Here is a 16,800-nt window from a genome sequence, read left to right on the forward strand (position 1 = left end):
AATGCCGCCCAACGAGAAATAAGTTCCTTTGGAGGCGGTCCCATGAAAGTCGGCGTTCCCAGCGAGATCAAGCCGAACGAGCACCGGGTTGGCCTCACGCCGACCGCCGTGCGCGAGTACGTCACCCGCGGCCACGAGGTCCTGGTTCAGTCCGGGGCCGGCAACGGGGCGGGCTATTCCGACGAGGCCTTCGTCCGCGGCGGCGCCAAGATCGCGCCCGACGCCGAGACGGTGTTCAAGGACAGCCAGCTGATCGTCAAGGTGAAGGAGCCGCAGCCCGTCGAATGGGCGCGGCTGAACGACCAGCATATCCTCTTCACCTATCTGCACCTGGCGCCCGATCCGGAGCAGGCGAACGGCCTCCTGGCATCGGGCTGCGCGGGCATCGCCTATGAGACCGTGACCGACGCCGCGGGCGGCCTGCCGCTGCTGGCCCCGATGTCCGAAGTGGCCGGCCGCATCGCCGTGTTCTCGGCCGGCGAGACCCTGCTCAAGCACAATGGCGGCATGGGTCTGCTGATTTCCGGCGTCCCCGGCGTGCCGCCGGCGCGGGTCTGCGTGCTGGGCGGCGGCGTGGTGGGCATGAACGCCGCGCGCATGGCCGCCGGCCTCGGCGCCGAGGTGGTGGTGGTCGAGCGCTCGATCCCGCGCATGCGCCAGCTCGACGACATGTTCCTCGGCCGCATCCTCACGCGCTACTCGACCCTCGATGCGGTGGAGGAAGAGGTGCTGAAGGCCGACGTGGTGATCGGCGCAGTGCTGACCCCGGGGGCCTCAGCCCCCAAGCTGGTCCGCCGCGATCACCTGAAGCGCATGAAGCCGGGCTCGGTGCTGGTGGACGTCTCCATCGACCAGGGCGGCTGTTTCGAGACTTCGCATCCGACCACCCACGCCGAGCCGACCTATGTGGTCGACGGCGTCGTGCACTACTGCGTGGCCAACATGCCGGGCGCCGCGCCGCGCACCTCGTCGGAGGCCCTGGTCCACGCGACCCTGCCCTTTGGCCTATCGCTGGCCGACAAGGGGCTGAAGGCGCTGGCCGACAATCCGCACCTGGCCAAGGGCCTCAATGTCCTGAAGGGCGAAGTCACGCACCCTGCCGTCGCCGAGGCGCTGGGCAAGCCGTTCGTCGATCCCTACGGCGTCTGGGGCAAGCAGTAACGGTCTAGGCCGCCCACCGCGCCAGGTCCTGGCGGCCCTGGATGATGTCCAGCACGTCCTGCATCCCGAACGCCGGATCGGCCGGGTGCAGGGCGTCATAGACCGCGCGGGCGAAGGCGAAATCGGCCGGGGTCTTCACCCGCCAGTCGAGGCCGGAAAGATCGCGTTCGGCCAGGCAGTGGGCCTGGGGATAGCGCTCGCCCCGGTCGCGCACGCGGGCGAGGGGCGAGCTGACGGCGGCCTCCTCAGCCGAGATCGCCGAGGCCTCGCAGTTCAGCGCCGCCACCGTCGCCACCTCGACCTCGAGCCCGCGCGGATAGGTGCGCAGCGCGCGGTTGGAGGTGTAGGCCGCGCCGGTCTTCAGCGCCTGGCGGACGGCCTGATCGATGATCCCAGGATCGACGAACGGGCAATCGCCCTTGATCCGTACCACATGGCTGACCGGGCCGGCGGCCTCAATGGCGCGGCGGAAGCGGTCGGTGAGATTGGCGGCGGCGCCGCGCAGCACGCTCTGTCCGCGCGAAACCAGGAAGCCGGCCAACGGATCGTCCACCGGCTCGACGCTGGTGGCGACGATCAGGCGCGATACGGTGCGGGCCTGGCGGATGCGCTCGACTTGACGCCAGATCATCGGCTCACCGCGAAGCGGGGCCATCGCCTTGCCCGGCAGCCGTGCGGAGTTCATCCGGGCTTGCAGGACGGCGAGGATCATGGCGGCGGCTCCTTCTGAGCGCGCCCGGGGCTTAGGCGGCGGCCCAGGCGCGGGGATCGAGGGCGACCGGATCGTCGATCGCCATCTCGTCCCAATCGAGATCGGGGGGCGGGCTGGAGGCGGCCGCGATCACGGCCGAGAGCTCGGCGGCGGAGGTGACGCCAACCAGCACGGAGGCGGCCTCGATCCGCGATAGCGCAAAGCCGAGAGCGGCCTGCAGCGGGTCGGAGCGGCCTTCCGCGATCAGACGGCGGGCGCGGGAAATACGGCTGGCGGCGGCCTTCAGGTGCGAGGGCGCGCGATCGGGCGGCAGGAACAGCAGGCCGTTCAGGAAGATCGAGCGCAGATGCACCTCGATCCCCAGCCCGGCCAGGGCGGCCAGGGTGCCGTCGATCAGCAGCCGCTGGTCGAGCAGCGAGGCGGGGGCCTGGACGATGTCAGGGCGGAACCGGCGGGCGACGCCAAGCGGGTCGTCGGAGGCGAACACCGCGACGCCGATCTTGCGGGTCAGGCCGGCGTCCTTCATCGCCCGGAGGCGATTCCATAGGGCCATGCCGTGGGGGCCAAACAGGTCGGCGGCGCAGGGCACCAGGATGGCGTCGACCTGTTCGACGCCCAGCCGGCGCATGACGTTGCGGGCTTCCACCTCGACATAGTCCGGGCCGCGATCGGGGCGGACGGTGGAGATCGAAACGCGGAAGGGATGCGGGCGCGGCATGATTTCGCCCAGGGCGGCGTCGGCTACGGCCGAATGGCCGTCGACGTCCAGCACCGGCAACTGCGCACGCGCCGCGATATCCAGGATGTCCCGGGCTTCGGCTTTGGGCGCGCGGCCGCGGATCAGCGTGGTCTGGTCGAGACCGAACTGAGCGGAGCCGAGGCCGAGCTTGGAGAGCGGTGAGATCATGAAGCCGGTGACGCTGGATACGGAAGCGAGGAGGGGCCATCTTCACCGCAATGCCTAAAGAAGCGGTGTCTAGGAACTTTCCAGGGGGTTAAAGTCGAGCCATGCGTGATCCTCTCCCCGAATGGCCCCTGTTCGGCATGGCCGACGACGTGCGCCCCGCCCTACGCCAAGCGCAGCAAGGGAAAGCACCCCTGGCTCTGGCGACCCTGACCTCGGTCGAGGGAGGCGGCCCGCGCCCGCCGGGAACCCAGATGGTTTTCGCCCACGGCGTCGTCGCCGGTTACTTTTCCGGCGGCTGCGTGGAGGCCGACGTTGCCGATCACGCCTTCGCCTGCCTCAAGGACGGAGCGCCCCGGCGGCTGGTCTATGGCGCGGGCAGCCCGTGGCCGGACATCCAGCTGCTCTGCGGCGCGCGCATCGAGATCTTCGTCGAGCGGGTCGAGCCGGGCGATCCGGCCTTGGCCGAGTTGCTGAGGGCGCAGGACGAACGGCGCACGGCGACCTGGGTCAGCGACGGGGTGCGCCGGGCCTGCGGGCCTGCGCCTGCGGCCTGGGACGGGGCCATCGTCCAGGTCTTCGAGCCGACCCCGCGCCTGGTGGTGTTCGGCTCCGATCCGACCGCCCTGGCGATCGCCTCGCTCGGCGCCCAGGCGGGAATGGAGACCACTCTGGTCCGCCCCAAAGGCCCTGAAACACCGCCGCCGCTGCCGGGCGTGGCCTACCGCCGTGACGAGCCGGCCGCGGCGCTGGCGGCGATCGGGACCGACGCCTGGACGGCCATCGCCATCGCCACCCACAATCTCGACATGGACCGCGAGGCCCTGGCTGCGGCGCTGCCGTCGGCGGCGGGCTATGTCGGGCTGCTGGGCGCGCGCAAGCGGCTGCCCGAACGGCTTGAGCCCTTGCGCGCCGCGGGTTTCCCGGAGGCGCGGCTGCAGCAGCTGCACGCGCCCATCGGCCTCGACATCGGCGGCAAGGCGCCGTGGGAAGTGGCCTTGTCGGTGATCGGCGAGATCACCGCCCTGCGGCACGCGCGGGTGTCGGAGGAGCCGCGCAAGGCGACCCCGAAGCGCGAGACGGCTTAGGCCCGCGCCAGCGGCAGCACCTCGACGAGGTCGCCGGCGGCGAGGGCCGGGGCGTTGGCCGAGCGGCGGAGGAGCGCGTCGGCGGCGGCGAATACGGTGACCAGCGAGGAGTCCTGATCGCGGTAGGGCTCGGCGATCAGCGCGCCGTTCTCGACCTTCAGCTTGGCCCGCATCCAGTGCTCGCGGGCGCCGTTGGCGGCCATCGGCAGGGCGAGTTTTGCGCTCGTGATCGGCAGGTTTCCTGCCGAGCCTTGCAGCTTGCTGACGATCGGCTTGAGGAACAGCTCGGCGCAGACGAAGGCCGAGGCCGGGTTTCCGGGCAGGCCCAGCAGCTTGCGGCCGTCGGCCAGCACCCCGAAGAACGTCGGCTTGCCGGGACGGACATTGACGCTGGCGACCTTGAGCGAGAGGCCGAGCGCCTCGGCTGCGGCGCGGACCAGATCGTGGTCGCCGACCGAGGCCCCGCCCACGGTCACCACCAACTCGGCGTCGGCGGTGCGTAGGGCTTCGATCACCGCGTCCAGTTCATCGCGCACCGGCTTGAGCTTGGTGGGCACGCCGCCCCAACCCTCGACCATGGCGGCAAGGGCCGGCGCGCCGGAATCGTAGATCTGGTAGGGGCCCGGCGCGGCCGGCGCCTCGACGATCTCCTCGCCGGTGGACACGATCGCCACCCGCGGCCGGGCGTGGACGAGGACTTCGGCGCGCCCGGCGGAAGCCGCCAGGGACAACCGCCACGGATCGATGCGTGTTCCCTTGGTCAGCAGGGCCTGGCCGGCGCGGAAATCTCCGCCGGCGCGGCGAATGCTGGAGCCCGGGGCCGAGGCCGGAACGGCGACGTGATCGGCGTCGCGGGTCGCGTCCTCCTGGATGACGATGGTGTCGGCGCCTTTCGGCACCGCCGCGCCAGTGAAGATGCGCACCGCCTGGCCCGGTTGAAGTTCGCCTTCATAGCCATGACCGGCCGCGCTTTCGCCGGCGATGAGCAGGGCGCCGGGAGAATCGGCGCTGCGCAGCGCCCAGCCGTCCATCGCCGAGGCGTCGAACGGCGGCTGGTCGCGCCCGGCGGTGACGTCTTCGGCCAGCACCCGGCCGATGGCGGACTTCAGATCAACAGCCTCGGCGCCAAGGGCTGAGACCTCGGCCAACATCCGCGCGCGGGCCTCATCGACGGCCAGCAGCTTCATGACCGCGTCCAGTCGCCGGACTTGCCGCCGCTCTTGGTCAGCAGCCGCACATTCTCGATGGTCATGCCTTTGTCGGCCGCCTTCAGCATGTCGTAGACGGTGAGGCAGGCGACCGAGACGGCGGTCAGCGCCTCCATCTCAACGCCGGTCTGGCCGGACGTCTTCACTCGCGCCGTGACGGCCAGTCCGCCCTCGGCGGGCGAGACCCGCACCTCGATCTTGGTCAGGGCCAGCGGGTGGCAGAGCGGGATCAGGTCGGAGGTCTTCTTGGCCGCCATGATCCCGGCGATCTCGGCGGTGGCCCGCACGTCGCCCTTCTTGGCGTCGCCGGAAAGCGCCAGAGCCAGGGTCGCGGCGTCCATGCGCACAAAGCCTTCGGCGCTCGCCTCGCGGGCGGTGACGTCCTTGCTGGAGACGTCGACCATGTGGGCGCGGCCGGTCTCGTCGATGTGGGTTAGCTTGCTCACCTAGCTCTCGAGCAGACGGGGCATGAGCTCGACCATGTTGCAGGGGCCATGGCGGCTGTCGAGCTGGGCGGAGATCACCTTGTCCCAGCCGTCCTTCACCGCACCATTGGAGCCGGGCAGGCAGAACACGAACACCCCGTCGACGATACCGGCAGTCGCACGGCTCTGCAGGGTGGAGAGGCCGACCGACTGGTAGCTGACCAGGTGGAAGATCACCGAGAAGCCGTCGATCTTCTTGTCGAACAGCGGCTCGACCGCCTCAGGCGTCACGTCACGGCCGGTGATGCCGGTGCCGCCGGTGGTGATGATCGCATCGACGCTTCCGGACGCGACCCAGGCTTTGATCTGCTGGCGGATCTGGGCGACATCGTCCTTGACGATGCCCTTGTCGGCCAGCTCGTGGCCGGCGCCGGTGATCCGCTCAGCCAGCACGTGGCCGGAGGTGTCGCTTTCCTCGTCGCGTGTGTCTGAGACGGTCAGGACGGCGATGCGTACCGGCTTGATCGCCTGGTCTTCGTGAATATGGCCGCCAGGGGCGAGGGCGTTCATGGCTCTAGTTCTCCCATCGGGCGATGTCGGCGTGGTCCTGGGCGCGCGGTTCGATCCAGCGCGCGCCGTCGGGGCCGGTCTCCTTCTTCCAGAAGGGGGCGCGGCTCTTCAAGTAGTCCATCAGGAAATCGCAGGCCTCGAAGGCCGCGCGGCGGTGGGCGGCGGCGGTGGCCACGAAGACGATCGCCTCGCCGGGCCCGATCTTTCCGACCCGGTGGACGATGTGGAAGTCGTCGAGCGCGAAGCGCTGCTTGGCGTCCTGGGCAATGCGGTCGATCTCGCGCTCGGTGAAGCCGGGATAGGCTTCGAGCTCGAGGGTGACGGTCGCGCCCTGTTCGGCGCGGGCCAGGCCCGTGAAGGTGGCGATGGCGCCGGTCTCGCGGCGGCCGCGGCTGAACTCGCCGAGCAACTGCCCGGGGTCGAACGGTTGATCGGTGAGGGCGATCATCCGCCGCTCATCGGCGGCAGGAAGGCGACCTCCGAGCGGGCCGACAACACTGCGTCGCCGCGCACGATGGCCTGGTCCAGGGCGACCTGGACGCCGGGGGCGGAGAGGGCGTCGGCGAGGCCCTCGTCTTCGCCCGACAGCAGAGCGCGCAGGCCGGCGAGGGAGTCGCTCTCCACCTGGCGCTCGCGCCAGCCGGCGATGTCGCTGAGGCGACCAAACAACAGGACGCGGGCCATGCCGATCAGCCTCCGGTGGTCGACATATGGCGGGCCACGGCCGGGGCGGCGGCGCGCTCGATGCGGAAGTCGTGGCCCTGCGGCTTGGCGTCGACGGCCAGGCGGATGGCGTCGACCAGGTCTACGTCGTCGGCCCCCGCGCGGATCACAGCGCGCAGATCGCTAGCGTCCTCGCGGCCCAGGCAGGTGTGCAAGGTGCCGGTGCAGGTCAGCCGCACGCGGTTGCAGCTTTCGCAGAAATTATGGCTGAGCGGGGTGATGAAGCCGAGCCGACCGCCGGTCTCGGCCACCCGCACATAGCGGGCCGGGCCGCCGGTGCGGTGGTCGATGTCGGTCAGGCTCCAGAAGCTTTCCAGCCCGGCGCGGACGTCCTTCAGCGACAGGAACTGGTCGGTGCGGTCGACCTCGATCTCGCCCAGCGGCATGGCCTCGATCAGGGTCATGTCGCAGCCGCGGGTGTGGGCCCAGGCGATCAGGTCCGGCAGTTCGGCGGCGTTGTCGTCCTTCAGGGCCACGGCGTTGATCTTCACGGCGATGCCGGCGGCCAGCGCCGCGTCGACGCCGGCGACCACCTTGGACAGCTGCCCGCCACGGGTCAGCAGGCGGAACTTGGCCGGGTCGAGGGTGTCCATCGAGACGTTGACCCGCCGCACCCCGAACCGGGCCAGGTCGGCGGCGAATTCCTCCAGCCGCGTGCCGTTGGTGGTCAGGGTCAGTTCGTCCAGGGCGCCGGACTTCAGATGCCGCGACAGGTTTTCGATCAGGCCCATCACGCCCTTGCGGACCAGCGGCTCGCCGCCGGTGATGCGCAGCTTGCGCGTGCCCAGCGACACGAAGGCCGAGGCGATGCGGTCCAGTTCCTCAAGCGTCAGCACTTCCGCCTTGGGCAGGAAGGTCATGTGCTCGGACATGCAGTAGACACAGCGCAGATCGCAGCGGTCGGTGACCGAAACACGCAGATAGCTGACCGTGCGGCCGAACCCATCGATCAAGGGCTGGACGCGAGCCTCTTGCGGCGATGCGGCGTCATAGGGCGTCATGCTGGCACTAACATAGAGAGGAACAACGGTTGGCGACAGAGGGTGGCGTGTTCGAAGCGGTGGTATTGGCTGCCGGGGCCGGGAGCCGCTTCGGCGGCGGCAAGCTGCTGGCCCCCTGGCGCGGCGGGGTGCTGCTGGACGGCGCGCTGGCCGCGGCCTTCGCCGCGCCGGTGGGGCGCGTGGTGCTGGTCAGCGGCGCAGACGCCGAACGGGTCGAGGCCGCCGCCAAGGCGTTCGCAGACCGCGCCGGGCGCGAGCTGACCATCGTCCACGCCGCTGACCACGCCGAAGGGATGGGCGCCTCGCTGCGCCGCGTCGCCGCCGAACTCGACGACCAGAGCGCCGGGGTGTTCGTATTCCTCGGCGACATGCCGCGCATTCCCCATTCCGTATTGGAGCCGTTGGCGGCCGCGGTGCGGGCTGGAGCCCCGGCGGCGGCCCCGGTGTTCGCCGGCCAGCGCGGCCATCCGGCGCTGATCGGCGTCGAACTCGCGCCGCGCCTACGCACCCTGCAAGGCGACGCCGGAGCCCGCGCGATCCTCAAGGACCTCGGCGAGCGCCTGGCCCTGGTCAAAGCGCCCGACGACGGCGTGCTGTTCGACGTCGACGAGCGCGGCGACCTCCCGGCCTAGACCGGCTTGACGAACGGCTGGCTGAGCGTCGGCTTGCCCGTGAGCGTCAGGAGGGCGTTGGCCACGGCCGGACCGATCACTGGGGTGCCCGGTTCGCCGACCCCGCTGGGCGCATTGCCCGAGGGCACGACGTAGGTCTCGACGGTCGGGGCCTCGGTGTTGCGCAGCACCCGGTAGGTGTCGAAGTTGGTCTGCTCGACCACCCCGTCCTTCAGGGTGATCTGGCCGAACATCGCGGCGGAGAGCCCGTAGCAGGTCCCGCCTTCCATCTGGGCGGCGATCTGGTCGGGGGCGATGGCTGTGCCGCAGTCGATGGCGGTGACCACCCGGCCGACCTTGGGCGCGCCGTTCTCCAGCTTCACCTCGGCGACCTGGGCGACCACCGAGCCGAAGCTCTCGTGCACGGCCACGCCGCGGGTCCAGCCGGCGGGCGCCGGCGTCGCCCAGCCGGCCTTCTCAGCCGCCAGGTTCAGCACCGCCAGGTGTCGGTTGGCGCCGGCCTTGGTGTAGAGCGCGCGGCGATACTCGACCGGATCCTTGCCGGCCTTCTTGGCCAGCTGGTCGATGGTGTGTTCCATCACATAGGCGGTGTGGGTCGCGCCGACCGACCGCCACCAGAGCACCGGCACGCCGACCTCCGGCTGGATCAACTGAGCATCGACGATGGGCGTCGCCTTGAGGTACGGCGAGCCCTTGGTCCCCTCGATCGCGGTCTCGTCGAGCTCGGGCGTGCCCATCGGCGAGCCCTTCATGATCGTCTGGGTGACCACCCGATGTCGCCAGCTGGCCGGGAAGCCGTCCTTGTCCAAGGTCACCTTCACGGCGTGGTGGACGATGGGCCGGAAGTAGCCGGCGGCCATGTCGTCCTCGCGCGTCCAGACCAGCTTCACCGGGCGGCCGCCGCCGACCTTCTTGGCGATCTGCACGCACTCCACGACATAGTCCGACTGGAAGGTCGCGCGTCTCCCGAACGAGCCGCCGGCGAACAGGGTCTCGATTTCGACCGCGCCGGGCAGCATGCCGACCACCTTGGCGGTGTTGAGCTGGTCGAGGGTCGGGATCTGCGAGCCGAAGGTCAGCTTGGCCTTGCCCAGGCCGACTTCGGCGACGCAGTTCATCGGCTCCATGGTGGCGTGGGCCAGGTAGGGGAAGTCGTAGGCGGCCTCGAACGCCTCGCCCGACGCCTGGCTGATGTCGCCCTTAGTCTCAAAGGCCTGCCACTTCAGCTTGTCGGTCGCCGCGGTCTTGCCCGAGGCGAGGTCCTTGTAGCTGGACAGGATGGCGTCGGATGAGCGCTTCTCGGCCTCGTCCTCTTTCCAGGTGACCTTCAGCGCCTCGCGGCCCTGCTTGGCGGCCCAGGTGTTGTCGGCGACCACGGCGACGCCGCTGGGGATCTCGTAGACCTCGACCACGCCCGGGACTTTCTTGGCGTCGGCGGCGTCGAACGAAGCGACCTTGGCCCCGAACTTCGGCGGGTGGGCGACCATCGCCACCAGCATGTTCGGCAGCTGGACGTCCTGGGTGAAACGCGCGGTCCCGGTTGACTTGGCCTGGCTGTCCTTGCGGCGCACGCGGTCGGTGCCGATCAGGGTGAAGGTCTTGGGATCCTTCAGGGTCGGGGTGGCCGGCGGCGTCGCCTTGGCCGCGTCGGGCAGCAGTTCGCCGAAGCTGGCGCTCTTGCCCGAGCCGGCGTGGCTGAGCACCCCGTCCTTCACGGCGATCTCGCCGGCCGCCACGTTCCACTTGTTGGCCGCGGCCTCGACGAACATCGCCCGCGCCGAGGCGCCGGCCTTGCGCAGCTGGTCCCAGCTGTTGGAGATCGCCGAGGAGCCGCCGGTGCCTTGCACGCCCATGCCGGTGTTGGCGAACACCTTGGCGATGGCGGGGGCCTGCTCGACCTGGACTTTCGACCAGTCGGCGTCGAGTTCCTCAGCGACGATGGCGGCGAGGCCGGCGTGGTTGCCCTGGCCGAATTCGATGTGCTTGGAGACCACCGTCACCGCGCCGTCGGGAGCGATCTTGATGAAGGGGCCAAAGGCGCCGAAGTCGGTCTTGGCGCCGACCGACAGGATGTCGCCGGGCGAGCAGGCGCCGACCACCAGGGCGCCGCCGACGAGGCCTGCGCCGATCACCACGTCGCGGCGGGTGGCGCTGGAGATGTCGGAAGGTTTCACGGGAGCGTTCATCTGCGTTTCTCCCCTCAGGCCTTGGCCGGCGCCGGGGCCGGCGCGGCGACGGCGGGCGTGGCAGGCGTCGCCGCGGCGTCCTTGATGGCGGCCCGCACCCGCTGATAGGTCCCGCAACGGCAGATGTTGCCGTCCATGGCGCCGTCGATGTCGGCGTCGGAGGGCTTGGGCGTGGCGGCCAGCAGCGCCACGGCCGACATGATCTGGCCGGACTGGCAGTAGCCGCATTGGGCGACGTCGTGCTTGATCCAGGCGGCCTGCACCGGGTGAGTTCCACCCAGGCCTTCGATGGTGGTGATCTTGCCCGCGGCCACCGCCTGGACCGGCGTCACGCACGAGCGGATCGCCTGGCCGTCGACCATCACCGTGCAGGCCCCGCACTGGGCGACGCCGCAGCCGAACTTGGTCCCGGTCAGATGAAGCTCGTCGCGCAGGACCCAGAGCAGGGGCGTATCGGGGGTGGCCTTGACGGACATGGGCTTGCCGTTGACGTCCAGGGTCATGGCCATGGTCTATCCCTTCCGCGATGTGAGCGTTTGCTCATTTTAGCAGTGCTTCCCGCGACCGGTAAAGGTGGCTGCGTTTCCGACCGAGCGTGGTTAGGCTAGGCGCAGTGGAGGCGTGAATTCCCAGATGATCAAGGTGATGTTGCTGAGCGCCGCGGCCGCCCGGAACTGCAAGACCGGCTAGTGGACGCCTTTCCCGCCTTCTTCCCCTTGAGCGGACGCAAGGTCGTAGTCGCCGGATCGGGCGAGGCGGCGCAGGCCAAGCTGCGCCTGCTCGCCTCCTCGCCGGCACGGCTGGTGCATCTGGAGGGCGACGCCGCCCGCGATCCGCAGGCCTATGCCGGCGCGGTCCTCGCCTTCGTGGCCAGCCCCGACGAGGCTTTCGCCCTGGCCGCCGCCGCCGCCGCGCGCGCGGCCCACGTGCCGGTCAACGTCGTCGACCGGCCAGGGCTTTGCGACTTCACGACCCCAGCGGTGATCGACCGCGGCGAGGTGGTGGCGGCCATCGGCACCGGCGGCGCCTCGCCGATGCTGGCCACCATGCTGCGCGCCGACATCGAGCAGCGGGTGCCCGAAGGCGCCGGCCGGGTCGCGGCCCTGTTCCGTAGCCTGCAGGACGAGGTGCGGGCCGCGCTGCCGCAATTGCACGAGCGCCGCGCCTTCCTGCGCGAGGCACTGATCGGACCCGCCGCCGAAGCCGCCATGGCCGGCGACATGGAGGGCGCTGTGCGCCTGCTGCGCGCGGACCTGGCCAAGGGGCCGCAGGGCGGCGGGCGTGTGCGCTTCATCGACGGGCGCGGCCCGGCCGACCTCCTGACTCTTCGCGCCAGCCGCGCCCTGGCCGCCGCCGACATCGTCGCCGCCGACCCGGGAGCCGACGCGGACATCCTGGCCATGGCTCGCCGCGACGCCGATCACCTGCCGGCCGAGCAGGCCGCCGCCGCCGCCCTGGCCGGGCGCACCGTGGCCCGGGTGCTGGCCGCCGCCGCGCCTGACGCCGCCGAGTTGCAGGCCTTGGCCCAGGCCGGCGTCGCCATCGACATCCTGCCGACGGCCGCCCGGTGAGCCATCTCACGCCCGACGACTTCGCCGCGGTCATTCTGTCGCTGCGGGTGGCGCTGACGGCCACGCTGGTCGGGCTGCCGATCGCGGTCGCCGCCGCGCTGGCCCAGGCGCGCGGCCGGTTCGCCGCCCGGGTGCTGTTGGACGCCGCGGTTACCCTGCCGCTGGTGCTGCCGCCGGTCGCCACCGGCTATGTGCTGTTGTTGCTGTTCGGCAAGCGCGGGGCGATCGGGGCGTGGCTGGAGAAGGTAGGGATCGTCTTCGCCTTCGACTGGACCGGCGCAGCCCTGGCGGCCGGGGTGATGGCCTTTCCGCTGATGGTCCGGCCAATTCGCCTGGCCATCGAGGCGGTCGATCGCGAGGTGGATGAGGCGGCCCTGCTGCTCGGGGCCGGGCCGGTGACCCGCTTCTTCCGCGTGACCCTGCCGCTGGCGGGCCCCGGCGTGGCGGCCGGCGCGGTGCTTGGCTTCGCCAAGGCGCTGGGCGAGTTCGGCGCCACCATCACCTTCGTCGGCGCCATCCCTGGCGTGACCCTGACCCTGCCGGCGGCGATCTATGGGGCCACCCAGTCGCCGGGCGACGAGGCGCGGGCTGCGGCGCTTTGCCTGGTGGCGGCGGTCATCGCAATCGCTGCGGTGCTGGTCTCCGATGCGGTCGGCCGCTGGGCCGGACACAGGGCGCGAGGCGATCGAGTTTAATTTACCCGGATATTATTGACTCGTATTTATATCCGGGCAAAAACGCGCTCCCCATCGGAGCCGCCGCCATGTCAATTCCGCAAGCCTTCCAAGCCGCCGTGGCCCGCGCCCTGACGGCCGCGTTCGGAACGGACGTACTTGATGCGGCCATGCCGCTCGGCGGCGGGCTTTCGGGCGCGGGGATCTTCAAGATCCGGGTCGGCGGCATCGCCTACCTGTTGCGCCTCGAGGTCGAGCGCGACGGCTTTCGCGACCCGGCCCGGGCCTATGCGTGCATGCGGATCGCGGCCGACGGGCTGCTCGCCCCGCGCATCCGCTATGCCGACGCCGGCGACGGCGTGGCGATCATGGACTTCATCGAGGAGCGCTCGCTCACCCTCGACTATCGCGGGACCCGTGAGGACCTGATCGTCGAGGCGGCCCAGGGCGTGCGCGCGCTGCACGCCGGGCCGCCGTTCCCGCCGCTGGTCGACTATCTGGACGGCATGGACGCCCTGGTCGCCCAGTTCGAGGCCCGGGAACTGGTGGCGAGCCAGGCGATGGCGGAGCTGCTCGGCCTCTACCGCCGGCTGCGGGCCGGCTACCGCACCGCGCCCGGCGATCTGGTCGCCAGCCACAACGACCTCAACCCGCGCAACATGCTCTATGACGGCGCGCGCCTGTGGTTCGTTGACTGGGAGTCCGCCTTCCTGGCCGACCGCTATGTGGACCTGTCCTGCATCGCCAACCTGTTCGCCTCCTCGCCGGCGCAGGAGGAGCTGCTGCTGCGCACCTATTTCGGCGGCGTCGATGCGCTGATGCAGGCCAGGCTCTACCTGATGCGCCAGCTCAACCACCTGTTCTACGGCCTAGTGATGACCAATGCGGTCGCCCCGCGCGAGGCGCCGGCGGAGAGTCTGGATGGTCACAGCCTGGATGAGCTACATGTCGCGCTATCGCTGGGCGAGCCGGTGCTGGACACCGACGAGGGCCGCTTCGCCTATGTGAAGGCGCGGTTGGCCCAGGCCCGGTACGGCCTGCGTTCGCCGCGGTTCGAAGAGGCGCTAGCGGTGGTGGTTAGTGATCCAGCGGCCGGCCCTTTGTCTCTGGAAGCAGCAGCAGGCAGGTGACCACCGACAGCGCCGTGAACGCGAACGGGTACCAGAGCCCGGCATAGATGTTCCCGGTCGCCGCCACGATCGCGAAGGCGGTGAACGGCACGAAGCCGCCGATCCAGCCGGTGCCGATGTGATAGGGCAGCGACATGGCGGTGTAGCGGATACGGGTCGAGAAGAGCTCGACTAGGCAGGCGGCGATCGGCCCGTAAAGCGCGGCGGCGGCGATCACGAACACCATCAGCACCCCGAAGGCGCCGACCAGGTTCATGCGCTCAGGATCGGCCTTGGCCGGGAAGCCGGCGGCAGCGAGGGCGGCCTTGATCTCCCCCTCGACCTTGGCCTTCGCGGCCTTGGCGGACTGGCCCATCAGGCCCGCGGCGCTGGCCGAGGTCACGTTGACCGAGCCGATCCGCACGAGCGCCGGCGCGCCGGGCGCGCCGACCTCGTTGGCGTAGGAGACCCCGGCGTTGGCCAGCACGCTCTTGGCGATGTCGCAGGAGGAGACGAAGGCGGTCTTGCCGACCGGGTCGAACTGCAGCGAGCAGTCGGCCGGATCGGCGACCACCACCACCGGCGTGCGGGCCTCGGCTTCGGCCAGGGCGGGGTTCAGGGTCTGGGCAAGCATATGGAAGCCGGGGAAGTAGGCCGCCAGCATCAGGGTCATGCCGAACAGCATCACCGGCTTGCGGCCGATCTTGTCCGACAGCCAGCCGAACAGCACATAGCCGATGGCGCTGACGGCGGTCGCCGACAGCATCAGCAGATTGATGGTCTCGGGCGGGACCCGCAGGAACCGCTCCATGAAGGTCTGGACGTAGAAGAAGGCGGTGTACCAGACCGCGCCCTGGGCCGACATGATCGCCACCAGGGCCAGCAGGACGATCTTCAGGTTGCTCCACTGGCCGAACGCCTCGGCGTAGGGCGCCTTGGAGGCCGACCCCTCGGCCTTCATCTTGGCGAAGGCCGGGCTCTCCGAGAGCTTCAGGCGCATCCAGATCGAGATCGCCAGCAGGCCGGCCGAGAACAGGAACGGCACGCGCCAGCCCCAGGCGTCGAACGCCTCCGGGCCGAAGAACTTGCCGACCACCACGCGGGTCGCGAGGATCACCAGCAGCGCGCCGAACAGGCCCATGGCGGCCGATGTCTGCACCCAGCCGGTGGCGCGGCCGCGATCGCCGCCCGGGGCGTGCTCGGCCACGTAGATCGCCGCGCCGCCGTATTCGCCGCCCAACGCGAAGCCCTGAATGATCCGCATCAACACCAGCAGGCCCGGCGCCAGCAGGCCGACCTGGGCGTAGGTCGGCAGCAGGCCGATGGCGAAGGTCGCGCCGCCCATCAGCGCCACGGTGACCAGGAACGCGCCCTTGCGTCCGGCCCGGTCGCCGATCCGCCCGAACACCAGCGCGCCCAGCGGCCGGAACAGGAAGCCGGCCCCGAACAGGGCCAGGGCGGCGATATAGCCGGCGGTCTCCGGCAGTCCCGAGAAGAAGGTCTTGGAGATGACCTGGGTCAGGCTCCCGAAGACGAAGAAGTCGTACCACTCGAACGCGGTGCCGGCGGATGACGCCGCCACCACGGTTCGCAAGGACGCAGGCTTCTTGCCAGCCGGCGTTTCCACGGCGACGTCCGCCATTCTTTTAATCTCCCCACCCAGGGAGACAGGTCTAACGCGGCGAACGCCGGTGTGTGAAGCGTCTCGTGGGAGGCGGAATGCTCCATCACGATCGTGGATGGACGCAACGGCCTCCTGTCAGGCGGGCTCGGTCTGGGAAGCGCCGGCCGTCGCCGAAACGTCCATCCACATCGGTTCGAAGGTGTTGCCGTCCAGGTCCTCGAAGGTGCGGATGTACATGAAGCCCATGTCCCGCGGTTGACGGACGTCGCCGGTTCCGCCCGCAGCGGCTGCGGCTTCCACCATAGTGTCGACCCCATCACGGCTGTCGCACGACAGGGCGAACAGTGCGGCGCTGGACTTCATCGCGTCGGCGATCGGCTTGGGCGTGAACGTCCCATAGTAGTCGTGGGTCAGCAGCTGGAAGGTAATGGCCTCTGACCACACCATCGAAGAGGCTTGTTCGTTGCTGTACTGGTGGTTCCTTACGAACCCGATCGCCTCGTAGAAGCGGGTCGCGGCTGCCAGATCGTTTACCGGCAGGTTCACGAACATCATCTTGTGCATCAGGGGTCCCCTTCTCGGGTTGCTCGCCGCAGCGCGCTGGTGTTATCTTGATGTCGAGACAATTATCGGCGGGATATCTTTATGTCAAGACAAATGCGGGGCGGCGCGGATCACATCGATCGGCGGCAGGCGCAATGGGCGCGTGAACTGCCGGACGTGGACACCGTCGGCATGGCAATCCTTGGACGGGCGCGATGGATTACAACCCGAGTTCGGCCTCCCATCGAGGCGGTTTTCGCCGAAAAGGGACTGGACGTGGGGGAGTTCGACGTCCTTGGCACGCTTTTGCGGTCGGGGCCGCCCTACAGGTTGCGCCCAACCGAGCTGTACCGATCGCTGATGATATCGTCGGGTGGACTTACAGATCGACTACGACGGCTCGCCAAGGCGGGGCTCATAAGCCGGACGGCGGCCGAAGAGGATGCCAGAAGCCTTCTCGTGGAGCTAACGCCCGAAGGGCGGCGTGTCGCCGAGGCCGCGTTCCGCGCAGACATGGCGATCGAGGCCAAGATGGTCGCGGGTCTCGACGCTGAGGACCTCGATGCATTGGCCAATTTGCTGCGCAAACTTGCCTTGTCGCTGCCGGAGGGCGTGGACGCCTGATGGCGAACAGACTCAGCGTCTCGCCACGTCATCGGGACGGTCTTC

At 69.9% G+C, this 16,800-nt stretch carries 19 protein-coding genes; 7 read left to right on the forward strand and 12 right to left on the reverse strand.

From position 1 onward, the window contains the following. Positions 1–42 precede the first annotated feature (42 nt). Complete coding sequence (gene ald, locus AC1DQJ_RS11710; protein WP_477603408.1) at positions 43–1,161, forward strand: alanine dehydrogenase; 1,119 nt, start codon at positions 43–45, stop codon at positions 1,159–1,161. A 4-nt stretch (positions 1,162–1,165) separates the two neighbouring features. Here ald and AC1DQJ_RS11715 read toward each other — a convergent pair whose 3' ends face one another. Together AC1DQJ_RS11715 and AC1DQJ_RS11720 are read right to left on the reverse strand one after the other, a co-directional pair. Beyond that, positions 1,166–1,873: a cytidylyltransferase domain-containing protein gene (locus tag AC1DQJ_RS11715; protein ID WP_477603410.1), complete on the reverse strand. Its 708-nt coding sequence runs from the start codon at positions 1,871–1,873 to the stop codon at positions 1,166–1,168. Positions 1,874–1,904: 31 nt separating this feature from the next. Next, a complete protein-coding gene (locus AC1DQJ_RS11720) occupies positions 1,905–2,780 on the reverse strand; it encodes a bifunctional regulator KidO (protein ID WP_477603412.1) in 876 nt (291 codons plus the stop codon). Positions 2,781–2,881: 101 nt separating this feature from the next. Here AC1DQJ_RS11720 and AC1DQJ_RS11725 point away from each other — a divergent pair, with 101 nt between their 5' ends. Further along, entirely contained in the window at positions 2,882–3,865 is a 984-nt protein-coding gene (locus AC1DQJ_RS11725; RefSeq protein WP_477603414.1) for an XdhC family protein, read from the forward strand. Here the strand turns inward: AC1DQJ_RS11725 and AC1DQJ_RS11730 are convergent. Genes AC1DQJ_RS11730 through moaA form a run of 6 tightly spaced genes read right to left on the reverse strand, consistent with a single transcriptional unit; the run spans position 3,862 to position 7,792 of the window. Further along, positions 3,862–5,052, reverse strand: a complete 1,191-nt coding sequence (locus tag AC1DQJ_RS11730) for a molybdopterin molybdotransferase MoeA (protein ID WP_477603416.1) — start codon at positions 5,050–5,052, stop codon at positions 3,862–3,864. The two genes, AC1DQJ_RS11725 and AC1DQJ_RS11730, sit on opposite strands and share 4 nt — an antisense overlap. Beyond that, positions 5,049–5,519, reverse strand: a complete 471-nt coding sequence (gene moaC, locus AC1DQJ_RS11735) for a cyclic pyranopterin monophosphate synthase MoaC (RefSeq protein ID WP_477603418.1) — start codon at positions 5,517–5,519, stop codon at positions 5,049–5,051. The genes AC1DQJ_RS11730 and moaC overlap by 4 nt, the downstream gene beginning before the upstream one ends. After that, positions 5,520–6,068, reverse strand: a complete 549-nt coding sequence (gene moaB, locus AC1DQJ_RS11740) for a molybdenum cofactor biosynthesis protein B (RefSeq protein ID WP_477603420.1) — start codon at positions 6,066–6,068, stop codon at positions 5,520–5,522. A 4-nt stretch (positions 6,069–6,072) separates the two neighbouring features. Next, complete coding sequence (locus AC1DQJ_RS11745) at positions 6,073–6,516, reverse strand: molybdenum cofactor biosynthesis protein MoaE (protein WP_477603422.1); 444 nt, start codon at positions 6,514–6,516, stop codon at positions 6,073–6,075. After that, on the reverse strand, positions 6,513–6,752 hold the full coding sequence (locus AC1DQJ_RS11750) for a MoaD/ThiS family protein (protein WP_477603424.1): 240 nt from the start codon (positions 6,750–6,752) through the stop codon (positions 6,513–6,515). Before AC1DQJ_RS11750 ends, AC1DQJ_RS11745 begins: the two co-directional genes overlap by 4 nt. Before the next feature lie 5 nt (positions 6,753–6,757). Then, on the reverse strand, positions 6,758–7,792 hold the full coding sequence (gene moaA / locus AC1DQJ_RS11755; protein WP_477603426.1) for a GTP 3',8-cyclase MoaA: 1,035 nt from the start codon (positions 7,790–7,792) through the stop codon (positions 6,758–6,760). A gap of 29 nt (positions 7,793–7,821) precedes the next feature. On the opposite strand from moaA, the gene AC1DQJ_RS11760 reads away from it, so the two are divergent. Further along, positions 7,822–8,424: a nucleotidyltransferase family protein gene (locus AC1DQJ_RS11760; RefSeq protein WP_477603428.1), complete on the forward strand. Its 603-nt coding sequence runs from the start codon at positions 7,822–7,824 to the stop codon at positions 8,422–8,424. Here the strand turns inward: AC1DQJ_RS11760 and AC1DQJ_RS11765 are convergent. Both AC1DQJ_RS11765 and AC1DQJ_RS11770 read right to left on the reverse strand, forming a co-directional pair. Then, entirely contained in the window at positions 8,421–10,610 is a 2,190-nt protein-coding gene (locus tag AC1DQJ_RS11765; protein ID WP_477603430.1) for a xanthine dehydrogenase family protein molybdopterin-binding subunit, read from the reverse strand. The genes AC1DQJ_RS11760 and AC1DQJ_RS11765 overlap by 4 nt on opposite strands. A gap of 14 nt (positions 10,611–10,624) precedes the next feature. Continuing rightward, positions 10,625–11,119, reverse strand: a complete 495-nt coding sequence (locus tag AC1DQJ_RS11770; protein WP_477603432.1) for a (2Fe-2S)-binding protein — start codon at positions 11,117–11,119, stop codon at positions 10,625–10,627. 180 nt (positions 11,120–11,299) lie between these two features. Between AC1DQJ_RS11770 and AC1DQJ_RS11775 the strand changes: the two genes are divergently transcribed. The 3 genes from AC1DQJ_RS11775 to AC1DQJ_RS11785 all read left to right on the forward strand — a co-directional run bounded on the left by AC1DQJ_RS11775 (position 11,300) and on the right by AC1DQJ_RS11785 (position 13,985). After that, a complete protein-coding gene (locus AC1DQJ_RS11775; RefSeq protein WP_477603433.1) occupies positions 11,300–12,181 on the forward strand; it encodes a precorrin-2 dehydrogenase/sirohydrochlorin ferrochelatase family protein in 882 nt (293 codons plus the stop codon). Then, positions 12,178–12,876, forward strand: a complete 699-nt coding sequence (modB, locus tag AC1DQJ_RS11780) for a molybdate ABC transporter permease subunit (protein WP_477603435.1) — start codon at positions 12,178–12,180, stop codon at positions 12,874–12,876. Before AC1DQJ_RS11775 ends, modB begins: the two co-directional genes overlap by 4 nt. A 68-nt stretch (positions 12,877–12,944) precedes the next feature. After that, positions 12,945–13,985 (forward strand): phosphotransferase, encoded by a 1,041-nt coding sequence (locus AC1DQJ_RS11785; RefSeq protein WP_477603437.1) that lies wholly within the window; start codon positions 12,945–12,947, stop codon positions 13,983–13,985. Here AC1DQJ_RS11785 and AC1DQJ_RS11790 read toward each other — a convergent pair. Together AC1DQJ_RS11790 and AC1DQJ_RS11795 are read right to left on the reverse strand one after the other, a co-directional pair. Further along, a complete protein-coding gene (locus tag AC1DQJ_RS11790) occupies positions 13,933–15,606 on the reverse strand; it encodes an MFS transporter (protein ID WP_477603439.1) in 1,674 nt (557 codons plus the stop codon). The genes AC1DQJ_RS11785 and AC1DQJ_RS11790 overlap by 53 nt on opposite strands. A gap of 117 nt (positions 15,607–15,723) precedes the next feature. After that, on the reverse strand, positions 15,724–16,152 hold the full coding sequence (locus tag AC1DQJ_RS11795; RefSeq protein ID WP_477603441.1) for a VOC family protein: 429 nt from the start codon (positions 16,150–16,152) through the stop codon (positions 15,724–15,726). Positions 16,153–16,233: 81 nt separating this feature from the next. Here AC1DQJ_RS11795 and AC1DQJ_RS11800 point away from each other — a divergent pair, with 81 nt between their 5' ends. After that, complete coding sequence (locus AC1DQJ_RS11800; RefSeq protein WP_477603443.1) at positions 16,234–16,755, forward strand: MarR family winged helix-turn-helix transcriptional regulator; 522 nt, start codon at positions 16,234–16,236, stop codon at positions 16,753–16,755. Positions 16,756–16,800: the final 45 nt, after the last annotated feature.

The sequence above is a fragment of the Phenylobacterium sp. P4_E10 genome, assembly GCF_056401675.1.